The organism is Caulobacter sp. NIBR2454, from assembly GCF_027474405.1.
Classification (GTDB): Bacteria; Pseudomonadota; Alphaproteobacteria; order Caulobacterales; family Caulobacteraceae; genus Caulobacter.
The window spans coordinates 521,102-540,190 of record NZ_CP114871.1; the positions used below are offsets into that span (position 1 = coordinate 521,102).

Genomic DNA, 19,089 nt, shown 5'->3' on the forward strand with positions numbered 1-19,089 from the left:
TGTATGCTGGGCGTCCGAAAGAAGTCGGGGCCCAAGCCCATCAGCTTGGCCCTGCAGGGCGGCGGCTCTCATGGAGCTTTCGCCTGGGGGGTGATCGATCGCCTGCTCGAGGAGGAGAGCCTGGAGATCAAGGCGGTCACCGCCGCCTCCGCCGGCGCGATGAACGCGGTGGCCATGACGGCCGGACTGATCGAGAACGGCCGCGAAGGCGCCAAGGCCAAGCTGGCCGACTTCTGGAAAAAGGTGAACCAGGCGGGCGGGCGCAACATCTTCGGCGACTCCAGCATCTGGAACGCCGCGCTCAGTCCAGACTGGATCAAGAACACCCCGGGCTGGCGACTGGCCGAGACCTTCGCGATGTCGCTCAGCCCGTACGATTTCAACCCCTTCAACCTGAACCCGCTGCATGACGCTCTGGAGCGGGTGGTGGACTTCGACGCCATCCGCGAGCGCTCGCCCGTAGCGCTGTACATCTCGGCGACCGAGGTGCGGACGAGCCAGGCCAAAATCTTCCGCGAGCATGAGCTGACCGTGAAGCACGTCATGGCGTCAGCTTGCCTGCCGCACCTGTTCCATGCGGTGGAGATCGACGGCGAACCCTATTGGGATGGCGGCTACCTGGCCAATCCGGGGCTGTGGCCGCTGTTCTACGATAAGACGCCGGACGACGTGCTGGTGGTCACGCTAAACCCCTTCATCCGCAAGGAGGCGCCCAAGACGCCGGGGGACATCGTCGATCGCCTGAACGAGATCACCTTCAACGCTTCCCTGGCGGCTGAGCTGCGCGCTATCGGCCTGCTGCAGAAGCTGCTGGAAGAGGGCTTGCTGAAGGATGCGGCCAAGGGGCGTTACAGGCGCATGCTGCTGCACTCAATCGCCGCCGACGGCCACTTGGACGACCTGTCCCTTTCGACCAAATTCAACACTGAGTGGAGCTTCCTCACCGACCTGAAAGAGCGCGGGCGCAAGGCGGCTGACGAATGGCTGGGCTCTTGCCTAGGCCATGTGGGCGAGAGGGCCACGCTCGACATTCCGGCGAGCGCGGTTTGAACGCGCCGGTCCCGACCGCCGGCGTGGTCTGCTTTCGCGGCGACGAGGTTTTGCTGATCAAGCGCGGCAAGGCCCCGCGACTGGGCCAGTGGAGCATTCCCGGCGGCCGCATCGAATGGGGCGAGGCCGCCATCGCCGCCGCGCGCCGCGAACTGCTGGAGGAAACCGGCGTGGAGGCCGAAATCCTCGCCCTGGTCGATGTGGTGGACGGCGTGTTCGTGAACGACCTTGGCAAGGTCGAGCGCCACTACATCATGATCGATTACGCCGCCCGTTGGATGTCGGGCGAGCCGGTGGCTGGGGACGACGCGGCGGACGCGCGCTTCGTGCGCATGGGTGAGGTGGACGCCATGGTCGAGTGGCCAGAGACGCGCCGGGTGATCCACGAAGCCTGGTCCCGCTTCGGCGGCGCTTGACCGCCGCCGCGTCAGCCGGGTCTTTTGGCTTCAACAAAAACGAGGAGCGACCCCATGGCCTACAAACCCTTCGACCTGAGCGGCAAGGTCGCCCTGATCACCGGCGGCAACCGCGGCATCGGCTTTGGCATGGCCCATGCGCTGGCGCAGGCGGGCGCCGACATCGTCATCTGGGGCTCCAACGCCGAGCGCAACCTTGAAGCCGAGGGCAAGCTGAACACCCTGGGCGTTCGGGTCCTGGCCCAACAGGTCGATGTCTCCGACGAGGCGCAGGTCGTGGCCGCCATGGCCGAGGCGGCGGTCAGCATGGGCCGCATCGACAGCGTCTTCGCCAACGCCGGCGTCGGCTACGGCGCGCCGTCCTTCGTGGATATGTCGACCGAGACCTATCGCAAGGTGCTGGCGGTCAATCTGGACGGGGTGTTTTTCACCTTCCGCGAAGCCTGCCGCCACATGGTCGAGCGGGCCAAGGCTGGCGATCCCGGCGGCTCCATCGTGGGTATCGCCTCGCTGGCGGCCATTGAGGGCGCGGCTCGCAACGAGGCCTACGCCGCCACGAAAGGCGCCGTCATCTCGATGATGAAGTCGGTGGCGGTGGAGCACGCCCGCTGGGGCGTGCGGGCCAACGCCATCCTGCCGGGCTGGATCGCCACCGATATGACCGCCGGCGCGCAGGCCGCCCCCGCCTTCGCCGAGAAAGTCATTCCCCGGGTGCCGGCCCGCCGTTGGGGCGAACCGGCCGACTTCGGCGGCATGGCGGTGTATCTCGCCTCCGACGCCAGCGCCTATCATTCCGGCGACACCCTGGTGATCGACGGCGGCTACTCGATTTTCTGAGAGCCCTCACCGCCTGTTTCTGGACCCCCAAGCAGCGCTGAGATGACGTCGGGTCACCATTGCGGGGTTGCCCCCGACGGTCCCATCCTTCCGGAAAAGACCGGGAGGACGGCTAATGACGCTGCGCACGCCGATTTGCGATCTGCTTGAAATCGAACATCCGATCCTCCTCGCCGGCATGGGCGGTGTCTCTTACGCCGAACTGGCGGCGGCGGTGTCCAACGCTGGCGGCTATGGCGTGCTTGGGATGGCCGGGACCAGCCCCGACTTCATCGCCAGCCAGATGCGCCGGGTGCGTGAGCTGACCGACAAGCCGTTCGGCGTCGATCTGCTGGCCGCCACGCCCGACGCCCTGACCGCCAGCGTCGAGGTGATCATCGCCGGCGGCGCGAGCAGCTTCGTCGCGGGCCTCGGCGTGCCTGCCCCGATCATCGCCCGGCTGAAGGACGCAGGCCTGAAGGTCATGGTTGTCTGCGGCGCGGTGAAACATGCGGTGAGGGCCCAGACCGCTGGCTGTGACGCCGTGATCTGCCAGGGTGGAGAGGGCGGGGGTCATACCGGCCTTGTCGGAACCTTCCCCTTGGTGGCGCAGGCGGTGGAGGCCGTGGACATCCCCGTGATCGCCGCCGGCGGCCTCTACGATGGTCGAGGCCTCGCCGCCGCCCTGGCCCTGGGCGCTCAGGGTGTGTGGATGGGCACCCGCTTCATCGCCTCGCAGGAGGCGCACGCCGGCGAGGTTTACCGTCAGGCGATTCTGGACGCCGCCGACGAAGACACCGTCCGTACTCGCAGCTATTCGGGCAAGCCGATGCGGGTGCTGAAGAACCCTTATGTCGAGGCGTGGGAAGCTCGCCCCGCCGACATCCAGCCCTTTCCGCAGCAAGCCATCCATTCCATCCAGACTGGCGTCATGGGCGGCATTGGCGGCCAGACCGAAGGCCTCGAACTCGACCGCTCCTGCCTGGCCATGGGTCAGTCCGCGGGCGGGGTGCGCCAGGTGCTGCCGGCGGGCGAGATCGTCCGCAATCTGGTGGCGGAGGCGGTCGCCGCCATCGACCGCGTCGCCGCCTTGCGGGCCGCCGGTCAAGCTTCTACCAAAGTCGAATGAGCTTTGATCCGAACCTGACGCTTGAAACCGAACGGCTGCTGCTCCGCATCCCGCGCAGCGAGGATTTGGAGTCTTGGGCGGCGATGATGGCGGACGAGGAGGTCGCCCGCTTCATCGGCGGCGCCATGGGCCGCGAGCAGACCTGGCGGGTGATGGCGGCGGTGACCGGCTCATGGGTCCTGCAAGGGTTTTCCATGTTCTCGGTAGTCGAGAAAGAAACCGGTCGCTGGATCGGTCGCATCGGGCCGTGGCGGCCCGAAGGTTGGCCGGGGACCGAGATCGGTTGGGGGCTTTCGCGGGAGTCTTGGGGCAAGGGATACGCGGTCGAAGCCGCCGTCGCCTGCATGGACTTCGCCGTGGATGTGCTCGGCTGGACCGACATCATCCACACGATCGATCCGGAGAATGTCGGCTCGCAAAAGGTGGCCCAGCGCCTGGGCTCCGCCAATCGCGGAGCCTCGCGTCTGCCGCCGCCTCTGGACGGGTACAAGGTCGACGGCTGGGGCCAGACGGCGGAGCAGTGGCGCGCCCGGCGGGCTGGCCGCTAGAACCACCCAGCCTCGCGCAGGGCCTTGGCGTAGGCCCGGCTGACGGGGACCCGCACGCCGCTCTTCAGTGTCAGGATCGCGCGGCCGTCGCCCCGCTTGGCGTCCGTGAGGGCGTCACGCGCCACCCACCAGGACCGATGGGTGCGGGCCCCTTCGATGCCGGCCAGTTCCTCCACCGCATCCGACAGGCGCATCAGGATCAGGTCCTGGCCACGGTCGGTGTGCAGGCGCAGGTAATGATCTTCGGCCTCGACAGCATACAGCGCCGCGCCGCGCAGTTTGAGCGGCAGGCGGTCGAGGAAGCGTGGCGGAGCGGTGTCGGATGGCGAGGCCGAGGTCAACTGATCGTGCGGACGGGTGATGAAATAGCTCAGCAAGGTCATGGCCACCGTCACCACGAGGACGGCGATGAGGAAGCCGGGCAGGTCCTGCACGCGGATAGGGTGATTGAAGGCGAGGGCTGATCCTAGCCAGACGACCAGCGTGCCGGGCGGTGTCAGGATTGCGACGATCAAGGCCCCGCCAAGCCAGGGCCGCTCATCGAACAGGCCGCGCACAGCCGCGTGTCGTGCGGTCATGTTGCCCGCCAACCCGCCCAGAACAGACGTGCCGACCCAGAAGGCCAGTCGCTGCGGGAAGGGTGCGTCGTCCGTGCCGAACGCGCCGACGAAGGCGAGGAACACGCCGGCTATGGCGGCGAAGGCGAGGCCCCGCCGGAAGCGCGGCGCGGGCGTTCGCGCTTCGTGAACGGCGTCCGCCGCCCGCTCACGCATTTCGGATGCTCCTTCACGCACCTTGTAATGAACCTCGTCCGCGTCCCGTCTAGTCCCTCTCCCACGAGCGGCCAGCGCCGCCGAACGGAGATCGAAGATGTCGCAGCATTCGCCCCTGACCGGAACCCGCAACCTGATCCGCACGATCGCCATCAGCGTGGCGGCCACCGGTCTGCTGACATGGCTGGCCTTGGGCGGACGGACAGACGGCTTTCTAAGATTCTTGAGCGGGCTGGACATGCGACTGCATTGGCCAGACTTCGGTCTGATCGCGCGGGCGCCGCTGCAAATCCAGATTCACGTGGCGTCGGTCGCGGTCGCCCTGATCATTGGCGGCGCGCTGCTGACCGGTGTGAAGGGAAACACACAGCATCGCGTGCTTGGCTGGACCTGGTCGGTAGCCATGGCCTCCGCGGCGATCTCGTCCCTGTTCATCCAGACCATCCGGCCGGGTCATTTCAGCTTCCTGCACCTGTTCGCCGGCTGGACCCTGATCGCCCTGCCGTTCGCCATCGCCCAGGCGCGTCGCCACAATGTCCGGGTTCACGGCCGGATGATGACCGGCCTGTTCGTGGGCGGTCTGGTGATCGCCGGGATCACCGCCTTTGTGCCCGGCCGGATGATGTGGGAGATGATGTTCGGCTAGTCCCGCCATTGCCAAGCCCGCCGTGGCGGGCCTACGAACGGGACCATGAACGCTGCTACGCCGAAAAAGCCCCGGGCCAGCGGACGGGGGCGTCCGTCCAAACACGCGGGGCTGGATCTCAAGGAGACGATCCTCGATTCGGCCGAGCAGCTGTTCGCCCGTCACGGCTTCTATGGCGTCACCACCCGCCAGGTGGCGGCCGAGGCCGGCGTCGATACCGCCCTGATCCACTACTACTTCGGCGCCAAGCGCGAGCTGTTCGATGCGGTATTCCTGCGCCGGGCCGAGATTCTGAACCGCGAACGGGTGGCGTCCATGGACGCCTATGAGAAAGCCTCCGGCGGCGTTCTGACCAGCGAGGGCGTGATCGAAGCGTTCATCGATCCCCTGCTGCGCATCTCCGAAAACGGCGGGCCGGGCTGGAAGAGCTATTTCGCCTTGGTGGCCCAGGTGAACAACACGCCGGGCTGGGGCGGGGACACCATGCACCGCTTCTTCGATCCGGTGGTGCGCCGGCTGGTGGACGCGCTCAGCCGCGCTCTGCCAAAGGCCAGCCAGGCTGACCTGTTCTGGTGCTACGAGTTTCTGACCGGCTCGATGATGCTAGCCCTGTCGGAGACTGGCCGTATCGACGCCCTGTCCGACGGCCTGTGCCGGTCCAGCGACCTGGCGGCCATCCGCGCCCGTCTGTTCGCCTATTGCGCGGCCGGTTTCGAGGCCGTGGCGGCGCGCGGCAAGGGCTAAGCTCGCCAAGCGTCGGCGATGGCTTCACTGTGGCGCCAATTCATCATCTGATGAAAAATAATCGTGCTGCGTTCGGTCGCACTTTCGCGATGCATGAACTTCCGCAAAAACTGCGCCTAATTCGCACTTCGATGAATTTGCGAATCAACAAGGCGACCGAACGAACGGGCGCTAGGGAGGACGAGGATTATGAAATCCATTCTTAAAGTCGCGCTGCTCGCCAGCGCGGCGCAAGTCGCGTTCGTCTCGGGAGCTTTCGCCCAGGACGCCGCCCCCGCCACGCAACCCGGATTCAACATCGAGGAAGTGGTCGTCACGGCCCGCCGCCGTGAAGAGTCGCTCAAGGACGTCCCGGTCTCGGTCTCGGCTCTGGGAGCCGAGCGCCTGGAGGCCATGGGCGCCAGCGACATCACCACCCTGCAACAGCAGACCCCCAACGCCACGGTCCAGATCGCCCGCGGCTCGAACTCGACCCTGATCTCCTTCATCCGCGGCGTCGGCCAGCAGGACCCGCTTTGGGGCTTCGAGCCAGGCGTCGGCCTCTATGTGGACGACGTCTACGTGGCCCGTCCGCAGGGCGCGGTGCTGGATATCTTCGATATCGAGCGCATCGAAGTGCTGCGCGGCCCGCAAGGCACGCTGTACGGCCGCAACACCATCGGCGGCGCGATCAAGTACGTCACCAAGAAGCTCGACCTGACCCGCCCTCAGTTCACCGCCCGCGGCTCGCTGGGCTCCTACGACCAGCGCGACGTCGTGGTCACCGGCTCGGTGCCGCTGACTGACCAACTGGCCATCGGTGGCTCGGTCGCGTCCTATGACCGTGACGGTTTCGGCAAGAACCTGAACACCGGCGACGAGCACTACGACAAGGATGTCTTCGCCTACCGCGCCAGCGCTGAATACGCGCCGAACGACGACCTGTTCTTCCGGGTCGCCTATGACCGTGTGAAGGACGACTCCAACCCGCGTCACGGTCACCGGGAACTGCCGGGCACGGGGGCTGACGCCGCCGTCCTGGACGACGTCTATGACACCCGCGCCGGCATCGCCGGCAAGAACTCGGTCGAGACCGAGGGGTGGTCGGTCACCGGTCAGTGGAACGTCAACGACATCATCACCCTGAAGTCGATCAGCGCCGGCCGCGAAAGCTACACCGACACCATCATCGACTTTGACGGCACCCCGGCCCCGACGCTCGACATTCCGGCCTTCTACGCCGACGAGCAGTTCAGCCAGGAGTTCCAGGTCCAGTTCAACACCGACCGCGTCCAAGGCGTGGCCGGCGTCTACTACATGAACGGTTTCGCCAAGGGCGCCTTCGATACCGTCGCCGGCAACCTGGGCCTCGCCATCAATTCGTCGGGCAAGGTCTCCACCACCTCGCTGGCCGCCTTCGCCGACGTCAGCTTCGACATCACCGACCGCCTGAAGGCGTCGGTGGGCGGTCGCTGGACCCAGGACAGCAAGAACGCCAACGTGTTCCGCGCCTTCTATCTGGGCGCCACGCGCACCCCGATCCTGGGGGGCACGCCGCGCGCAATCTTGCAGACCCGCACCAACTATGTGGCGGACAAGGACTTCGAGGAGTTCACCCCGCGCTTCAGCGTCTCCTACGAGCTGAGCGACGATCTGACGGCTTACGCCTCCTACAGCGATGGCTTCAAGTCGGGCGGTTGGGACATGCGCGGCGACGCCTTCCTGACGCCGCAGACGGTCAACGGCTACGAGCCGGAGACAGTGAAGGCCTATGAAATCGGACTGAAAGGCTCGCTCTTCGAGCGCCGCCTGCAGTTCAGCTCCGCCTGGTTCTATTCAGACTACAAGGACCAGCAGATCACGACCCAGCAGGTGGCCACGCCGCCGCAGGTCGGCATCGCCTCCATCGTCGACAACGCCGGCGCCTCGACCATCTGGGGTGCGGAGTTCGAAGGTTCGGCCTATCTGACCCAAAGCCTGACGGCGAACTTCGCGGTCGGCTATCTGAACGCCGAATTCGACGAGTTCATCACCAACATCACTGGCACGCCGGTGGATATTTCCGACACCCGCGAGTTCCAGAACTCGCCGGAATGGTCGGGCTATCTGGGCGTCACCTACAAGACGGCCTTGGCCGGCGGCACGCTGCGCGTAACTCCGTCGCTGTCCTATCGCGACGACTATCACCTGTTCGACGTGGCTGATCCGGTCCTTGATCAGAAGGGCTACACCCTCGTTGACCTGGGCATCGTCTGGGATGCGCCGGGCGACCAGTGGCAGGTGGCCCTGTACGGCAAGAACCTGACCGACGAGGAATATCGCGTCGGCGGCTACAGCTTCCCGGGCGCGACCTACAACAACTCGATCATCGGCTTCTACGGCCCGCCGCGGACCTGGACCGCGACGATCCAGTACAAGTTCTAAGCACGACTTGAGGGGGCGGCGGTTTCGAAAGGAGCCGCCGCCCTTTCCTTGTCCGCCTTCCGTCTGCAAGAGTGCAGGCCAAGCTTCATGATCATGGATCGCTGATGACCACCCCGACGACGACCCCGGCGCCGAGCCCGCGCTATCGCGCCTATGTCCTGTTCATTCTGGTGGTGGTCTACACCTTCAATTTTCTGGATCGGCAGATCCTCGGCATCCTCAAGGAGCCGATCAAGGCTGATCTTGGCCTGACCGACACCCAACTGGGCCTGATGGGCGGCGTAGCCTTCGCCGCGCTCTACACGACCCTGGCCGTGCCGATCGCCTGGATGGCCGATCGGTTCAGCCGCACTTGGATCATGACGGGCGCCTTGACGGTCTGGAGCGGCTTCACCGCCGTCTGCGGCCTGGCGGGCGGCTTCTGGTCGCTGTTTTTCGCCCGCATGGGCGTCGGCGTGGGCGAGGCGGGCGGCGTGGCCCCGGCCTATTCGATGATCGCCGACTATTTCCCCAAGGCGCAGCGCGCCCGCGCTCTGGCTGTCTATTCCTTCGGCATTCCCGTGGGCACCGCCATGGGCGTGCTGTTCGGCGGGCTGATCGCGGCGGCGGTGGACTGGCGCGCGGCCTTTATCGTCGTGGGTCTGGCCGGGGTGCTGATCGCGCCAATCTTCCGCCTGACCGTCAAGGATCCGCGCCGCGGCGGCTATGAGAACCTGCCTGCGGTCGAGGCGACGCCCGAAAAAGCGCCTAGCCTGATGCAGGTGGTGCGCACCGTGGCACCCAAGCCCAGCTTCTGGTTGCTGTCGTTCGGCGCGGCCTGTTCGTCGGTCTGCGGCTACGGCGTGGCCTTCTGGCTGCCGTCCTTCTTCATGCGCAGCCTGGGCCTGACCCTGGTGGAGACCTCCTGGTTCTACAGCGGCGTCGCCCTGTTCGGCGGTGTGGCGGGTATTTGGCTCGGCGGCTGGCTGGGCGACCGCTTCGGCGGCAAGACCAAGGGCGCCTACGCTTTTGTGCCGGCGATCTGCTTCCTGGTGGCCCTGCCATGCTTCCTTCTGGCCATGAACACCAAGTCCCTGGTGCTGTCGTTCCTGATCTTCCTGATTCCCACCGGACTGAACCTGGCTTGGGCGGGACCGGTGATCACCGCCGCCCAACACATGGCCCCCGCGACCATGCGTTCGACGGCCTCGGCGCTGTTCCTGCTGATCAACAATCTGTTCGGCATCGCCGTCGGTCTTTGGTTCTTCGGATTCGCCTCTGACCTGCTGGCGCCGCGCTTTGGAGCCGAATCCATGCGCTACGCCATCTATTTCGGGCTCGGATTCTACCTGCTCAGCGCAACGCTTCTGCTGCTGGCGTCGCGTCGTCTGGCGAAAGATTGGGTGGATTAGGGGCGGGTTGGGGTTGATCGGCCCCAACAAGCGCGGCTTTTTGGTTCGAACGGCGCTATTCGACCGAGCCCGGTTGCGCCTGCGAAATGCCGCTCCTATAACGCCGCGACTTCCCGAAAGCGCATCGGCGACCGGAACCTCATGAACATCCACGAACATCAAGCCAAAGCCGTTCTCGCAGAGTTCGGCGTTCCCGTTCCGCGCGGCTTCGCCGCCTTCACCCCCGCGGAGGCCGAAGAGGCCGCCAAGAAGCTGGGTGGTCCGGTCTTCGTCGTGAAGAGCCAGATCCACGCCGGCGGCCGCGGCAAGGGCAAGTTCGAGGGCCTCGCCCCCGACGCCAAAGGCGGCGTCCGCGTCGTCAAGTCGGTGGAAGAGGTCAAGTCCAACGCCGCCGAAATGCTCGGCCGCGTGCTGGTGACCCACCAGACAGGCCCCAAGGGCAAGCAGGTCAACCGCCTCTACATCGAAGAAGGCGCGGCGATCGCGAAAGAATTCTACCTGTCGCTGCTGGTCGACCGTGAGACCAGCCACGTTTCGGTGGTCTGCTCCACCGAAGGCGGCATGGACATCGAGGACGTGGCGCACGCCACCCCTGAAAAAATCCACACCTTCTCGATCGACCCCGCCACCGGCGTGTGGCCGACCCACCAGCGCGCGCTCGCCAAGAGCCTGGGCCTGACCGGCGGTCTGGCCAAGGAAGCGGCCTCGCTGCTGACCCAGCTCTATACGGCGTTCCTGGCCAAGGACATGGCCATGCTGGAGATCAACCCGCTGATCGTCACCGCTGACGACCACCTGCGAGTTCTGGACGCCAAGGTGTCCTTCGACGGCAACGCCCTGTTCCGTCACCCCGACATCCGCGAGCTGCGCGACACCTCGGAAGAAGACCCGAAGGAAATCGAAGCTTCGAAGTTCGACCTGGCCTACATCGCCCTCGATGGTGAAATCGGCTGCATGGTCAACGGCGCCGGTCTGGCCATGGCCACCATGGACATCATCAAGCTGTACGGCGCCGAGCCGGCCAACTTCCTCGATGTCGGCGGCGGCGCCAGCAAGGAGAAGGTCACCGCGGCCTTCAAGATCATCACCGCTGACCCGGCCGTCAAAGGCATCCTGGTCAACATCTTCGGCGGCATCATGCGCTGCGACATCATCGCCGAGGGCGTCATCGCCGCAGTGAAGGAAGTCGGCCTGACGGTTCCGCTGGTCGTCCGTCTCGAAGGCACCAATGTCGAGCTGGGCAAGAAAATCATCTCGGAAAGCGGCCTGAACGTCATCGCCGCCAACGATCTGTCCGACGGCGCCGAGAAGATCGTCGCCGCCGTGAAGGGCGCGAAATAATGTCGGTTCTCGTCACCTCCAACACCAAGGTCATCTGCCAGGGCGTCACGGGCGCTCAAGGCACTTTCCACACCGAGCAGGCCATCGCCTATGGCACCAAGATGGTCGGCGGCGTCACCCCGGGCAAAGGCGGCCAGACGCACGTCGGCCTGCCGGTGTTCGACACCGTCGCCGAAGCCAAGGAAGCCACCGGCGCCGACGCCTCGGTGATCTATGTTCCGCCGCCCTTCGCGGCCGACTCGATCCTGGAAGCCATCGACGCCCAGATCCCCCTGATCGTCTGCATCACCGAAGGCATCCCGGTGCTGGATATGGTGCGCGTGAAGAAGGCCCTGGCCGGCTCCAAGTCGCGCCTGCTGGGCCCGAACTGCCCGGGCGTCCTGACGCCGGGCGAGTGCAAGATCGGCATCATGCCCGGTTCGATCTTCTCCAAGGGTTCGGTGGGCGTCGTGTCCCGCTCCGGCACCCTGACCTACGAAGCGGTCTTCCAGACCACGAACGCGGGCCTGGGACAGACCACGGCCGTCGGCATCGGCGGCGACCCGGTCAAGGGCACTGAGTTCATCGACGTGCTGGAGATGTTCCTGGCTGACGATGCGACCCAGTCGATCGTCATGATCGGTGAAATCGGCGGCAGCGCCGAGGAAGAAGCCGCTCAGTTCCTGCGCGACGAAGCCAAGCGCGGCCGCAAGAAGCCCATGGTTGGCTTCATCGCCGGCCGCACAGCGCCTCCCGGGCGTCACATGGGCCACGCCGGTGCGATCATCTCGGGCGGCAAGGGCGGCGCCGAGGACAAGATCTCTGCGATGGAGGCTGCGGGCATCCGCGTGTCGCCGTCGCCGGCCAAGCTGGGCGAGACCCTTCTGGAAGTCCTGAAGGGCTAGACCTATCTAAGTACACCTATCCCCGCTTTCGCGGGGACCCAGGCTTTTTGCGACCGCCGGTCCGACGATCCGAAAAAATCTCCTGGGTTCCTTGCGAAATGCGGGAATGGGCGGGTGATTTGAGAGACTATCTTTACGGGGACGGGGTTAAGCCCTGTCCCCGTTAGCGGATCGAAGGCGAGCCAGATGGCGGACGACGCAGGGCTGATCAACCAGGTTTTGACTGAAACCTCCTTCCTCTACGGGGCCAATGCGGCCTTCGTGGAGGACCTCTACGCCCGTTGGGCGGCCGATCCTGGATCGGTGGAGGCCTCCTGGGCCGCCTTCTTCGCCTCCCTGAAAGATCAGGCTTCCGACGCCCAGCGCGCCGCCCAGGACCCGTCCTGGACCCCGCGCCAGGTTCCGTCGCCTCGTCCGGACTGGCTTTCGGCCCTCGACGGACAGTGGCCGAGTGTCGCACCCGCCGTCGAAGCCAAGGTGAGCAAGGCGATCGAGGCCAAGGCCCCCGGCGCCTCTTCGGAAGCCGTCCGCGCCGCCACGCTCGACAGCCTGCGCGCCATCATGATGATCCGCGCCTATCGCATGCGCGGCCATCTGGCGGCCAATCTCGATCCGCTGGGCCTGGACCCCAAGCAGGACGCCAGCGAACTGGACCCGGCTTCCTACGGCTTCTCTGAGGCCGACTATGACCGTCCGATCTTCCTGGATTTCGTGCTGGGCCTGGAGACCGCCTCGGTCCGCCAGATCCTGGACATCCTGAAGCGCACCTACTGCGGCAATGTCGGCGTGCAGTACATGCACATCTCCAATATCGAGGAGAAGGCCTGGCTGCAGGAGCGCATCGAGGGCCGAGACAAGGAGATCACCTTCACCAATGAAGGCAAGGTCGCGATCCTCAAGAAGCTGATCGAGGCCGAGGGTTTCGAGCGCTTCCTGCACAAGCGTTTCCCCGGCACTAAGCGCTTCGGCCTCGACGGCGGCGAAGCCATGGTCCCGGCCATGGAGCAGATCATCAAGCGCGGGGGCGCCCTGGGCGTCACCGACATCGTTCTGGGCATGCCCCACCGCGGCCGCCTGAACGTGCTCGCCGCTGTGATGGGCAAGCCCTATCACGTGATCTTCCACGAGTTCCAAGGCGGCTCTTCCGTGCCCTCCGACATCGAGGGTTCGGGCGACGTGAAGTATCACATGGGCGCCTCGTCGGACCGTGAGTTCGACGACAACAAGGTCCACCTGTCTCTGACCGCCAACCCGTCGCACCTGGAGATCGTCAATCCGGTCGTGATCGGCAAGGCCCGCGCCAAACAGGCCTTCAAGCTGCGCGAACAGCCGGACGCTGGCCGCGGCCACGTCATGTCGCTGCTGCTGCATGGCGATGCGGCCTTCGCGGGCCAGGGCGTGGTGGCCGAGTGCTTCACCCTGTCGGGCCTGAAGGGCTACCGCACGGGCGGCACGGTCCACTTCATCGTCAACAACCAGATCGGTTTCACCACCAGCCCGCGCTATTCGCGCTCATCGCCCTATCCGAGCGACGTAGCCCTGATGGTCGAGGCCCCGATCTTCCACGTGAACGGCGACGATCCCGAAGCGGTCGTCTTCGCCGCCAAGGTGGCCACCGAGTACCGCCAGAAGTTCGGCAAGGACGTGGTCATCGACATGTTCTGCTATCGCCGGTTCGGTCACAACGAAGGTGACGACCCGACGATGACCTCGCCCTTGATGTACGCCAAGATCAAGGACCATCCGTCGACCCGCGAGCTCTATAGCAACCGCCTGGTCGCTGAGGGCGTCGTCACCGAAGGCCAGGTCGATCAGTGGCTGGGCGAGTTTGAGAGCTTCCTCGACGCCGAGTTCGAGGCCGGCAAGAACTACAAGGCCAACAAGGCCGACTGGCTGGACGGCAAGTGGGCCGGCTTCGCCCTGCCCGGTGACGAAGACCGTCGCGGCAAGACCGCGGTGCCGCTGCAAAAGCTCAAGGATCTCGGCAAGGCGATCACCACGGTCCCCGAGCGCATCGACATCCACAAGACCGTCAAGCGGGTCATCGAAGGCCGCCGCGAAGCGATCGAAAAGGGCGAGGGCCTCGACTGGGGCACCGCCGAGCATCTGGCTTTCGCCAGCCTTCTCGACGAGGGCGTTCCCGTTCGCCTGTCCGGCCAGGATTCGGTTCGCGGCACCTTCACCCAGCGCCATTCGGACCTGATCGACCAGACCACCGAGGAGCACTACACGCCCCTCAACAACATCCGTCCGGGCCAGGCCCCGTATGAAGTTATCGACTCAGCCCTGTCCGAAGAGGCGGTGCTCGGCTTCGAGTACGGTTTCTCGCTGGCCGATCCGAACACCCTGACCCTGTGGGAAGGTCAGTTCGGCGACTTCGTGAACGGCGCTCAGGTGGTCATCGACCAGTTCATCAGCTCGGGCGAGCGCAAGTGGCTGCGCATGAGCGGCCTCGTGATGCTTCTGCCGCATGGTTACGAAGGCCAGGGCCCCGAGCACAGCTCGGCCCGCCTTGAGCGCTTCCTGCAGCAGTGCGCCGAAGACAACATGCAGGTCGCCAACTGCACCACGCCGGCGAACTACTTCCACATCCTGCGTCGCCAGATGCACCGGGAGTTCCGCAAGCCGCTGATCCTGATGACGCCCAAATCCCTGCTGCGTCACAAGAAGGCGATCTCGTCCTTGGCCGACCTGGCGGAAGGCTCGACCTTCCATCGCGTGCTGCAGGACGACGCCCAGTGGGGCCGTAACACCACCATCAAACTCAAGGCCGACGACAAGATCCGCAAGGTCGTCGTCTGCTCGGGCAAAGTCTATTACGACCTGCTGGACGAGCGGGAGAAGCGCGGCGTCGACGATGTCTACATCCTGCGCCTGGAGCAGTTCTATCCGTGGCCGATGAAGTCGCTGATGACCGAGCTTGGCCGCTTCAAGAACGCCGACCTGGTCTGGTGCCAGGAAGAACCCAAGAACATGGGCGGCTGGACCTTCGTCGATCCGTGGCTTGAGCTGACGCTCGACAAGATGAAGATCAAGGCCAAGCGCGCCCGTTACGCGGGCCGTCCGGCCTCGGCTTCGACGGCCGCAGGCCTGATGAGCCGCCACGTCAAGGAACTACAAGCCTTCCTCGAGGAAGCGTTCGCCTAATCGGCGCCCACAGCACGCAGACAGAACGAGAAAATCGGAAGACCAATGGCCGACATCCTGACCCCCGCCCTGGGCGAATCCGTTAGCGAAGCCACCGTGGCGCGCTGGACCAAGAAACCCGGCGAGGCGGTGAAGAAGGACGAGCTTCTCGTCGAACTGGAGACCGACAAGGTCAGCCTCGAAGTCGTGGCTCCGGCCGACGGCGTGCTGGAAGCCGTAACCGCCGAAGAAGGCGCCACCGTTGTCGCCGGCGCGGTCCTCGGTCGCGTGGCCGAAGGCGGCAAGGCGAGCGCCGCGCCCGCCAAGCCGGCTCAGTCAGCCGCCGCTCCAGCTGGCGAAGCCCAGCCCGAACCGCAAAAGGGCAAGGCCCCGCCGACCTCGGGCCCGCTGCCGGACACCTCGGCGCCCTCGACCGGCGGCGTTGAAGTCACCACCCCGACCATGGGTGAAAGCGTCGCCGAGGGCGTGGTCGGCAAGTGGACCAAGAAGGCCGGTGACGCCGTGAAAAAGGACGAAGTCCTGGTCGAAATCGAGACCGACAAGGTCGCGGTCGAAGTGGCCGCTCCGTCCGACGGCGTGCTGTCCGAAATTCTCGCCGCCGAAGGCGCCGCCGTGACGCCGGGTCAGGTGCTGGCCCGCATCGGCGGCGGCTCGGGCGCGGCTCCGGCTCCTGCCGCTGCTGCTCCCGCCGCGGCCCCGGCTCCTGCCGCTGCACCGTCGGCCATGCCGCTGGCCCCGTCGGTGGCCCGCATCGCCACCGAGACCGGCCTGGACACCTCCAAGATCGCCGGCACCGGCAAGGACGGCCGCATCACCAAGGGTGATGCGCTCGCCGCTCTTGAGACGCGTGCCGCTGCTCCGGCTCCGGCCGCTGCTCCCACCGCGCCGCGCGCCCTGCACGAGCGCGAAGAGCGGGTGAAGATGACGCGCCTGCGTCAGACCATCGCCCGCCGCCTGAAGGAAGCCCAGAACACGGCCGCCATGCTGACGACCTTCAACGAGGTCGACATGACGGCGGTCATGGCCCTGCGCGCGCAGTACAAGGACGTCTTCGAAAAGCGTCACGGCGTGAAGCTCGGCTTCATGAGCTTCTTCGCCAAAGCCGTCGTCGCTGCCCTGAAGGACATCCCGGACGTCAACGCCGAGATCGACGGTCAGGACATCATCTACAAGAACCACTACGACATCGGCGTCGCCGTCGGCACCGACAAGGGTCTGGTGGTTCCGGTCGTCCGTGACGCCGACACCAAGAACCTGGCCGAGATCGAAAAGACGATCGGCGACCTGGGCAAGCGCGCCCGCGCCGGTCAGCTCGGCATCGACGACATGCAGGGCGGCACCTTCACCATCACCAACGGCGGCATCTACGGGTCGCTGATGTCGACGCCGATCCTCAACGCGCCGCAGTCGGGCATCCTCGGCATGCACGCGATCAAGGAGCGGGCGATGGTCGTCAACGGCAAGATCGAAATCCGTCCGATGATGTATCTGGCCCTGTCCTACGATCACCGGATCGTCGATGGCGCCGGCGCGGTGACCTTCCTGGTCAAGGTCAAGGAAGCCATCGAGGACCCGCAGCGCCTGCTGCTGGAGCTCTAAGGCCCGATGGCCAAGGACACCCTCTATCTGCTGAAGCTCGGGTTCGAGGACGCAGGCAAGCCCTGGTTCTGCCCGGACTGCGCGATGATGGAGGGCTACCTGGCCTACTACCCTCAACTGCGCGATGTGCTTGACGTGGTCCATGTAGACTACGCCAAGCCGCGCGCGGACATCGCCGAGCGTATTGGCGAGGCCAACCAGGGCTGCCCGGTCCTGATCCTGGCCGAGCCCGCGACTGGCGAGGAAATCCAGCAGGGGAACGGCGCCAGCTTCCTGTCCGACGCCCGCCCGATCACCCGTTATCTCGCGGCCCGGCACGACCTCGCGCCGCCGCATCCCTGATCCACGAAAGACAAGGCTAGACCCATGGCTCAGTACGACGTCGTCATCATCGGTGGCGGTCCCGGCGGCTACAATGCCGGCATCCGCGCTGGCCAACTGGGCCTGAAGGTCGCCGTCGTCGAAGGTCGCGGCAAGCTGGGCGGCACCTGCTTGAACGTCGGCTGCATGCCGTCCAAGGCGCTCCTGCATGCCTCGGAGCTTTACGACGCCGCCGCCGGCTCGGAGTTCGCGACGCTAGGCATCGAGGTGAAGCCGAAGCTGAACCTGCCCCAGATGATGAAGCAGAAGGCCGACAGCGTCGAAGGCCTCACCAAGGGCGTCGAATTCCTGTTCAAGAAGAACAAGGTCGAGTGGATCAAGGGCTGGGGCCGTATTGACGGTCCCGGCAAGGTGGTCGTGAAGGGCGAAGACGGCGCCGAGACCACCCTTGAGACCAAGAACATCGTCATCGCTACGGGTTCGGAGCCGACTCCGCTTCCGGGCGTCGAGATCGACAACAAGCGCATCGTCGATTCCACCGGCGCCCTGAGCCTGCCGGAAGTTCCCAAGAGCTTGGTCGTCATCGGCGCCGGCGTCATCGGCCTGGAGCTGGGCTCGGTGTGGCGCCGCCTGGGCGCGGAAGTGACCGTTGTCGAGTTCCTCGACCGCATCCTGCCGGGCACCGACGAAGAGACCGCCAAGACCTTCCAGCGCTCGCTTCAGAAGCAGGGCTTCGGCTTCAAGCTGGGCTCCAAGGTCACCGGTGCCAAGAACACCGGCAAGGGCGTCGAGTTGACCGTCGAGCCGGTGGCCGGCGGCGCGGCCGAGACCATCAAGGCCGACTATGTCCTGGTCGCCATCGGCCGCCGCCCCTACACCAAGGGCCTCGGCCTGGAGTCGGTGGGCGTGACCCCGGACAAGCGCGGCGTCATCGCCAACAATCACTACAAGACCGGCGTGAACGGCGTGTGGGTGATCGGCGATGTCACCACGGGTCCGATGCTGGCCCACAAGGCCGAGGACGAGGCCGTCGCCTGCATCGAACTGATCGCGGGCAAGGCCGGCCACGTGAACTATGACATCATCCCGGGCGTCATCTACACCAAGCCGGAAGTGGCCACGGTCGGCAAGACCGAGGAAGACCTGAAGGCCGCGGGCGTCGCCTACAAGGTCGGCAAGTTTCCCTTCGCCGCCAACAGCCGCTCCAAGATCAACCACGAGGCCGAAGGCTTCGTGAAGGTCCTGGCCGACGCCAAGACCGACCGTATCCTGGGCGTCCACATGGTGGGCCCGAACGTCGGCGACATGATCGCCGAGTACTGCGTGGCCATGGAGTTCTCGGCTTCTTCGGAAGACGTGGCCCGCACCTGCCACCCGCACCCCACCCGCTCCGAAGCCCTGCGCCAGGCGGCCATGGGCGTCGAGGGCTGGATCATGCAGGCCTAGGATGGCTGACGCGCGACCGCCCGAGGAACCGGTCATCCGGGTGGTCGCCATGCCTGCCGATACCAATCCGGCGGGCGACATCTTTGGCGGCTGGCTTATGAGCTGGATGGATTTGGCCGCCAGCACCATGGCCTCGCGCCGAGCGCGGGGCCGCGCCGCCACCATCGCGGTGGAGAGCATGACCTTCCTGCGGCCTGTGGTCGTCGGCGACGAGGTCAGCTTCTACGCCCGACTGGTGGCGACTGGCCGCACGTCCATGAAGATTGACGTGGAAGCCTGGCGACGTCACCGTGAGTCCGACGAAACCCATCAGGTGACCAGCGCCACCTTCACCTTCGTCGCCATCGGCGCGGATCGCCGGCCGCGCGAACTGCCCCCGGCTTAAGCCGCTTTTCCGCTCTAGTTCTGGTGGTATTCTCTCTCGAACGAGGGAGA

17 protein-coding genes and 1 pseudogene are annotated in these 19,089 nt (G+C 65.8%); 17 read left to right on the forward strand and 1 reads right to left on the reverse strand.

What is annotated here, in order from left to right:
• Window positions 1–3: 3 nt before the first annotated feature.
• The 5 genes from O5K31_RS02445 to O5K31_RS02465 all read left to right on the forward strand — a co-directional run bounded on the left by O5K31_RS02445 (window position 4) and on the right by O5K31_RS02465 (window position 3,959).
• Window positions 4–1,050: a patatin-like phospholipase family protein gene (locus O5K31_RS02445; RefSeq protein WP_269715549.1), complete on the forward strand. Its 1,047-nt coding sequence runs from the start codon at window positions 4–6 to the stop codon at window positions 1,048–1,050.
• Window positions 1,047–1,466, forward strand: coding sequence for an NUDIX hydrolase (locus O5K31_RS02450; RefSeq protein WP_269715550.1), 420 nt, complete (start codon window positions 1,047–1,049; stop codon window positions 1,464–1,466). The genes O5K31_RS02445 and O5K31_RS02450 overlap by 4 nt, the downstream gene beginning before the upstream one ends.
• 54 nt (window positions 1,467–1,520) lie before the next feature.
• Window positions 1,521–2,303 carry an SDR family NAD(P)-dependent oxidoreductase gene (locus tag O5K31_RS02455; RefSeq protein WP_269715551.1) on the forward strand — a complete coding sequence of 261 codons (783 nt, stop codon included), beginning with the start codon at window positions 1,521–1,523 and terminating at the stop codon, window positions 2,301–2,303.
• 115 nt (window positions 2,304–2,418) lie between these two features.
• A complete protein-coding gene (locus O5K31_RS02460; RefSeq protein ID WP_269715552.1) occupies window positions 2,419–3,411 on the forward strand; it encodes an NAD(P)H-dependent flavin oxidoreductase in 993 nt (330 codons plus the stop codon).
• Window positions 3,408–3,959, forward strand: coding sequence for a GNAT family N-acetyltransferase (locus O5K31_RS02465; RefSeq protein WP_269715553.1), 552 nt, complete (start codon window positions 3,408–3,410; stop codon window positions 3,957–3,959). The genes O5K31_RS02460 and O5K31_RS02465 overlap by 4 nt, the downstream gene beginning before the upstream one ends.
• On the opposite strand, the gene O5K31_RS02470 is transcribed toward O5K31_RS02465, so the two are convergent.
• Window positions 3,956–4,732: a LytTR family DNA-binding domain-containing protein gene (locus O5K31_RS02470; RefSeq protein ID WP_269715554.1), complete on the reverse strand. Its 777-nt coding sequence runs from the start codon at window positions 4,730–4,732 to the stop codon at window positions 3,956–3,958. The genes O5K31_RS02465 and O5K31_RS02470 overlap by 4 nt on opposite strands.
• Window positions 4,733–4,829: 97 nt before the next feature.
• Here O5K31_RS02470 and O5K31_RS02475 point away from each other — a divergent pair, with 97 nt between their 5' ends.
• The 12 genes and pseudogenes from O5K31_RS02475 (at window position 4,830) to O5K31_RS02530 (ending at window position 19,039) form a co-directional block, all read left to right on the forward strand.
• Window positions 4,830–5,378: a DUF2306 domain-containing protein gene (locus tag O5K31_RS02475; protein WP_269715555.1), complete on the forward strand. Its 549-nt coding sequence runs from the start codon at window positions 4,830–4,832 to the stop codon at window positions 5,376–5,378.
• A 45-nt stretch (window positions 5,379–5,423) separates the two neighbouring features.
• On the forward strand, window positions 5,424–6,122 hold the full coding sequence (locus tag O5K31_RS02480; RefSeq protein ID WP_269715556.1) for a TetR/AcrR family transcriptional regulator: 699 nt from the start codon (window positions 5,424–5,426) through the stop codon (window positions 6,120–6,122).
• A gap of 189 nt (window positions 6,123–6,311) precedes the next feature.
• On the forward strand, window positions 6,312–8,525 hold the full coding sequence (locus tag O5K31_RS02485; protein WP_269715557.1) for a TonB-dependent receptor: 2,214 nt from the start codon (window positions 6,312–6,314) through the stop codon (window positions 8,523–8,525).
• Window positions 8,526–8,629: 104 nt separating this feature from the next.
• A complete protein-coding gene (locus tag O5K31_RS02490; protein WP_269715558.1) occupies window positions 8,630–9,916 on the forward strand; it encodes a spinster family MFS transporter in 1,287 nt (428 codons plus the stop codon).
• Between the two features lie 141 nt (window positions 9,917–10,057).
• Window positions 10,058–11,257, forward strand: a complete 1,200-nt coding sequence (gene sucC / locus O5K31_RS02495; RefSeq protein WP_269715559.1) for an ADP-forming succinate--CoA ligase subunit beta — start codon at window positions 10,058–10,060, stop codon at window positions 11,255–11,257.
• On the forward strand, window positions 11,257–12,141 hold the full coding sequence (gene sucD / locus O5K31_RS02500; RefSeq protein ID WP_269715560.1) for a succinate--CoA ligase subunit alpha: 885 nt from the start codon (window positions 11,257–11,259) through the stop codon (window positions 12,139–12,141). The genes sucC and sucD overlap by 1 nt, the downstream gene beginning before the upstream one ends.
• 186 nt (window positions 12,142–12,327) lie before the next feature.
• Window positions 12,328–15,288, forward strand: a complete 2,961-nt coding sequence (locus O5K31_RS02505) for a 2-oxoglutarate dehydrogenase E1 component (RefSeq protein ID WP_269715561.1) — start codon at window positions 12,328–12,330, stop codon at window positions 15,286–15,288.
• Between the two features lie 45 nt (window positions 15,289–15,333).
• A pseudogene (locus O5K31_RS02510) lies at window positions 15,334–15,492 on the forward strand (biotin/lipoyl-containing protein); the annotation flags it as partial.
• 183 nt (window positions 15,493–15,675) lie between these two features.
• Window positions 15,676–16,887 carry a 2-oxoglutarate dehydrogenase complex dihydrolipoyllysine-residue succinyltransferase gene (gene odhB, locus O5K31_RS02515; protein WP_269716984.1) on the forward strand — a complete coding sequence of 404 codons (1,212 nt, stop codon included), beginning with the start codon at window positions 15,676–15,678 and terminating at the stop codon, window positions 16,885–16,887.
• A 6-nt stretch (window positions 16,888–16,893) separates the two neighbouring features.
• Window positions 16,894–17,229, forward strand: a complete 336-nt coding sequence (locus O5K31_RS02520; protein WP_269715562.1) for a DUF3088 family protein — start codon at window positions 16,894–16,896, stop codon at window positions 17,227–17,229.
• 24 nt (window positions 17,230–17,253) lie between these two features.
• On the forward strand, window positions 17,254–18,654 hold the full coding sequence (lpdA, locus tag O5K31_RS02525; protein ID WP_269715563.1) for a dihydrolipoyl dehydrogenase: 1,401 nt from the start codon (window positions 17,254–17,256) through the stop codon (window positions 18,652–18,654).
• 1 nt (window position 18,655) lies between these two features.
• Window positions 18,656–19,039 carry an acyl-CoA thioesterase gene (locus tag O5K31_RS02530; RefSeq protein WP_269715564.1) on the forward strand — a complete coding sequence of 128 codons (384 nt, stop codon included), beginning with the start codon at window positions 18,656–18,658 and terminating at the stop codon, window positions 19,037–19,039.
• Window positions 19,040–19,089 lie beyond the last annotated feature (50 nt).

Coding starts and splice junctions, on each gene's coding strand:
- O5K31_RS02445 (WP_269715549.1), top strand. CDS start 4: ATGCTGGGCGTCCGAAAGAAGTCGGGGCCCAAGCCCATCAGCTTGGCC.
- O5K31_RS02455 (WP_269715551.1), top strand. CDS start 1,521: ATGGCCTACAAACCCTTCGACCTGAGCGGCAAGGTCGCCCTGATCACC.
- O5K31_RS02460 (WP_269715552.1), top strand. CDS start 2,419: ATGACGCTGCGCACGCCGATTTGCGATCTGCTTGAAATCGAACATCCG.
- O5K31_RS02465 (WP_269715553.1), top strand. CDS start 3,408: ATGAGCTTTGATCCGAACCTGACGCTTGAAACCGAACGGCTGCTGCTC.
- O5K31_RS02470 (WP_269715554.1), bottom strand. CDS start 4,732: ATGCGTGAGCGGGCGGCGGACGCCGTTCACGAAGCGCGAACGCCCGCG.
- O5K31_RS02475 (WP_269715555.1), top strand. CDS start 4,830: ATGTCGCAGCATTCGCCCCTGACCGGAACCCGCAACCTGATCCGCACG.
- O5K31_RS02480 (WP_269715556.1), top strand. CDS start 5,424: ATGAACGCTGCTACGCCGAAAAAGCCCCGGGCCAGCGGACGGGGGCGT.
- O5K31_RS02485 (WP_269715557.1), top strand. CDS start 6,312: ATGAAATCCATTCTTAAAGTCGCGCTGCTCGCCAGCGCGGCGCAAGTC.
- O5K31_RS02490 (WP_269715558.1), top strand. CDS start 8,630: ATGACCACCCCGACGACGACCCCGGCGCCGAGCCCGCGCTATCGCGCC.
- sucC (WP_269715559.1), top strand. CDS start 10,058: ATGAACATCCACGAACATCAAGCCAAAGCCGTTCTCGCAGAGTTCGGC.
- sucD (WP_269715560.1), top strand. CDS start 11,257: ATGTCGGTTCTCGTCACCTCCAACACCAAGGTCATCTGCCAGGGCGTC.
- O5K31_RS02505 (WP_269715561.1), top strand. CDS start 12,328: ATGGCGGACGACGCAGGGCTGATCAACCAGGTTTTGACTGAAACCTCC.
- O5K31_RS02520 (WP_269715562.1), top strand. CDS start 16,894: ATGGCCAAGGACACCCTCTATCTGCTGAAGCTCGGGTTCGAGGACGCA.
- lpdA (WP_269715563.1), top strand. CDS start 17,254: ATGGCTCAGTACGACGTCGTCATCATCGGTGGCGGTCCCGGCGGCTAC.
- O5K31_RS02530 (WP_269715564.1), top strand. CDS start 18,656: ATGGCTGACGCGCGACCGCCCGAGGAACCGGTCATCCGGGTGGTCGCC.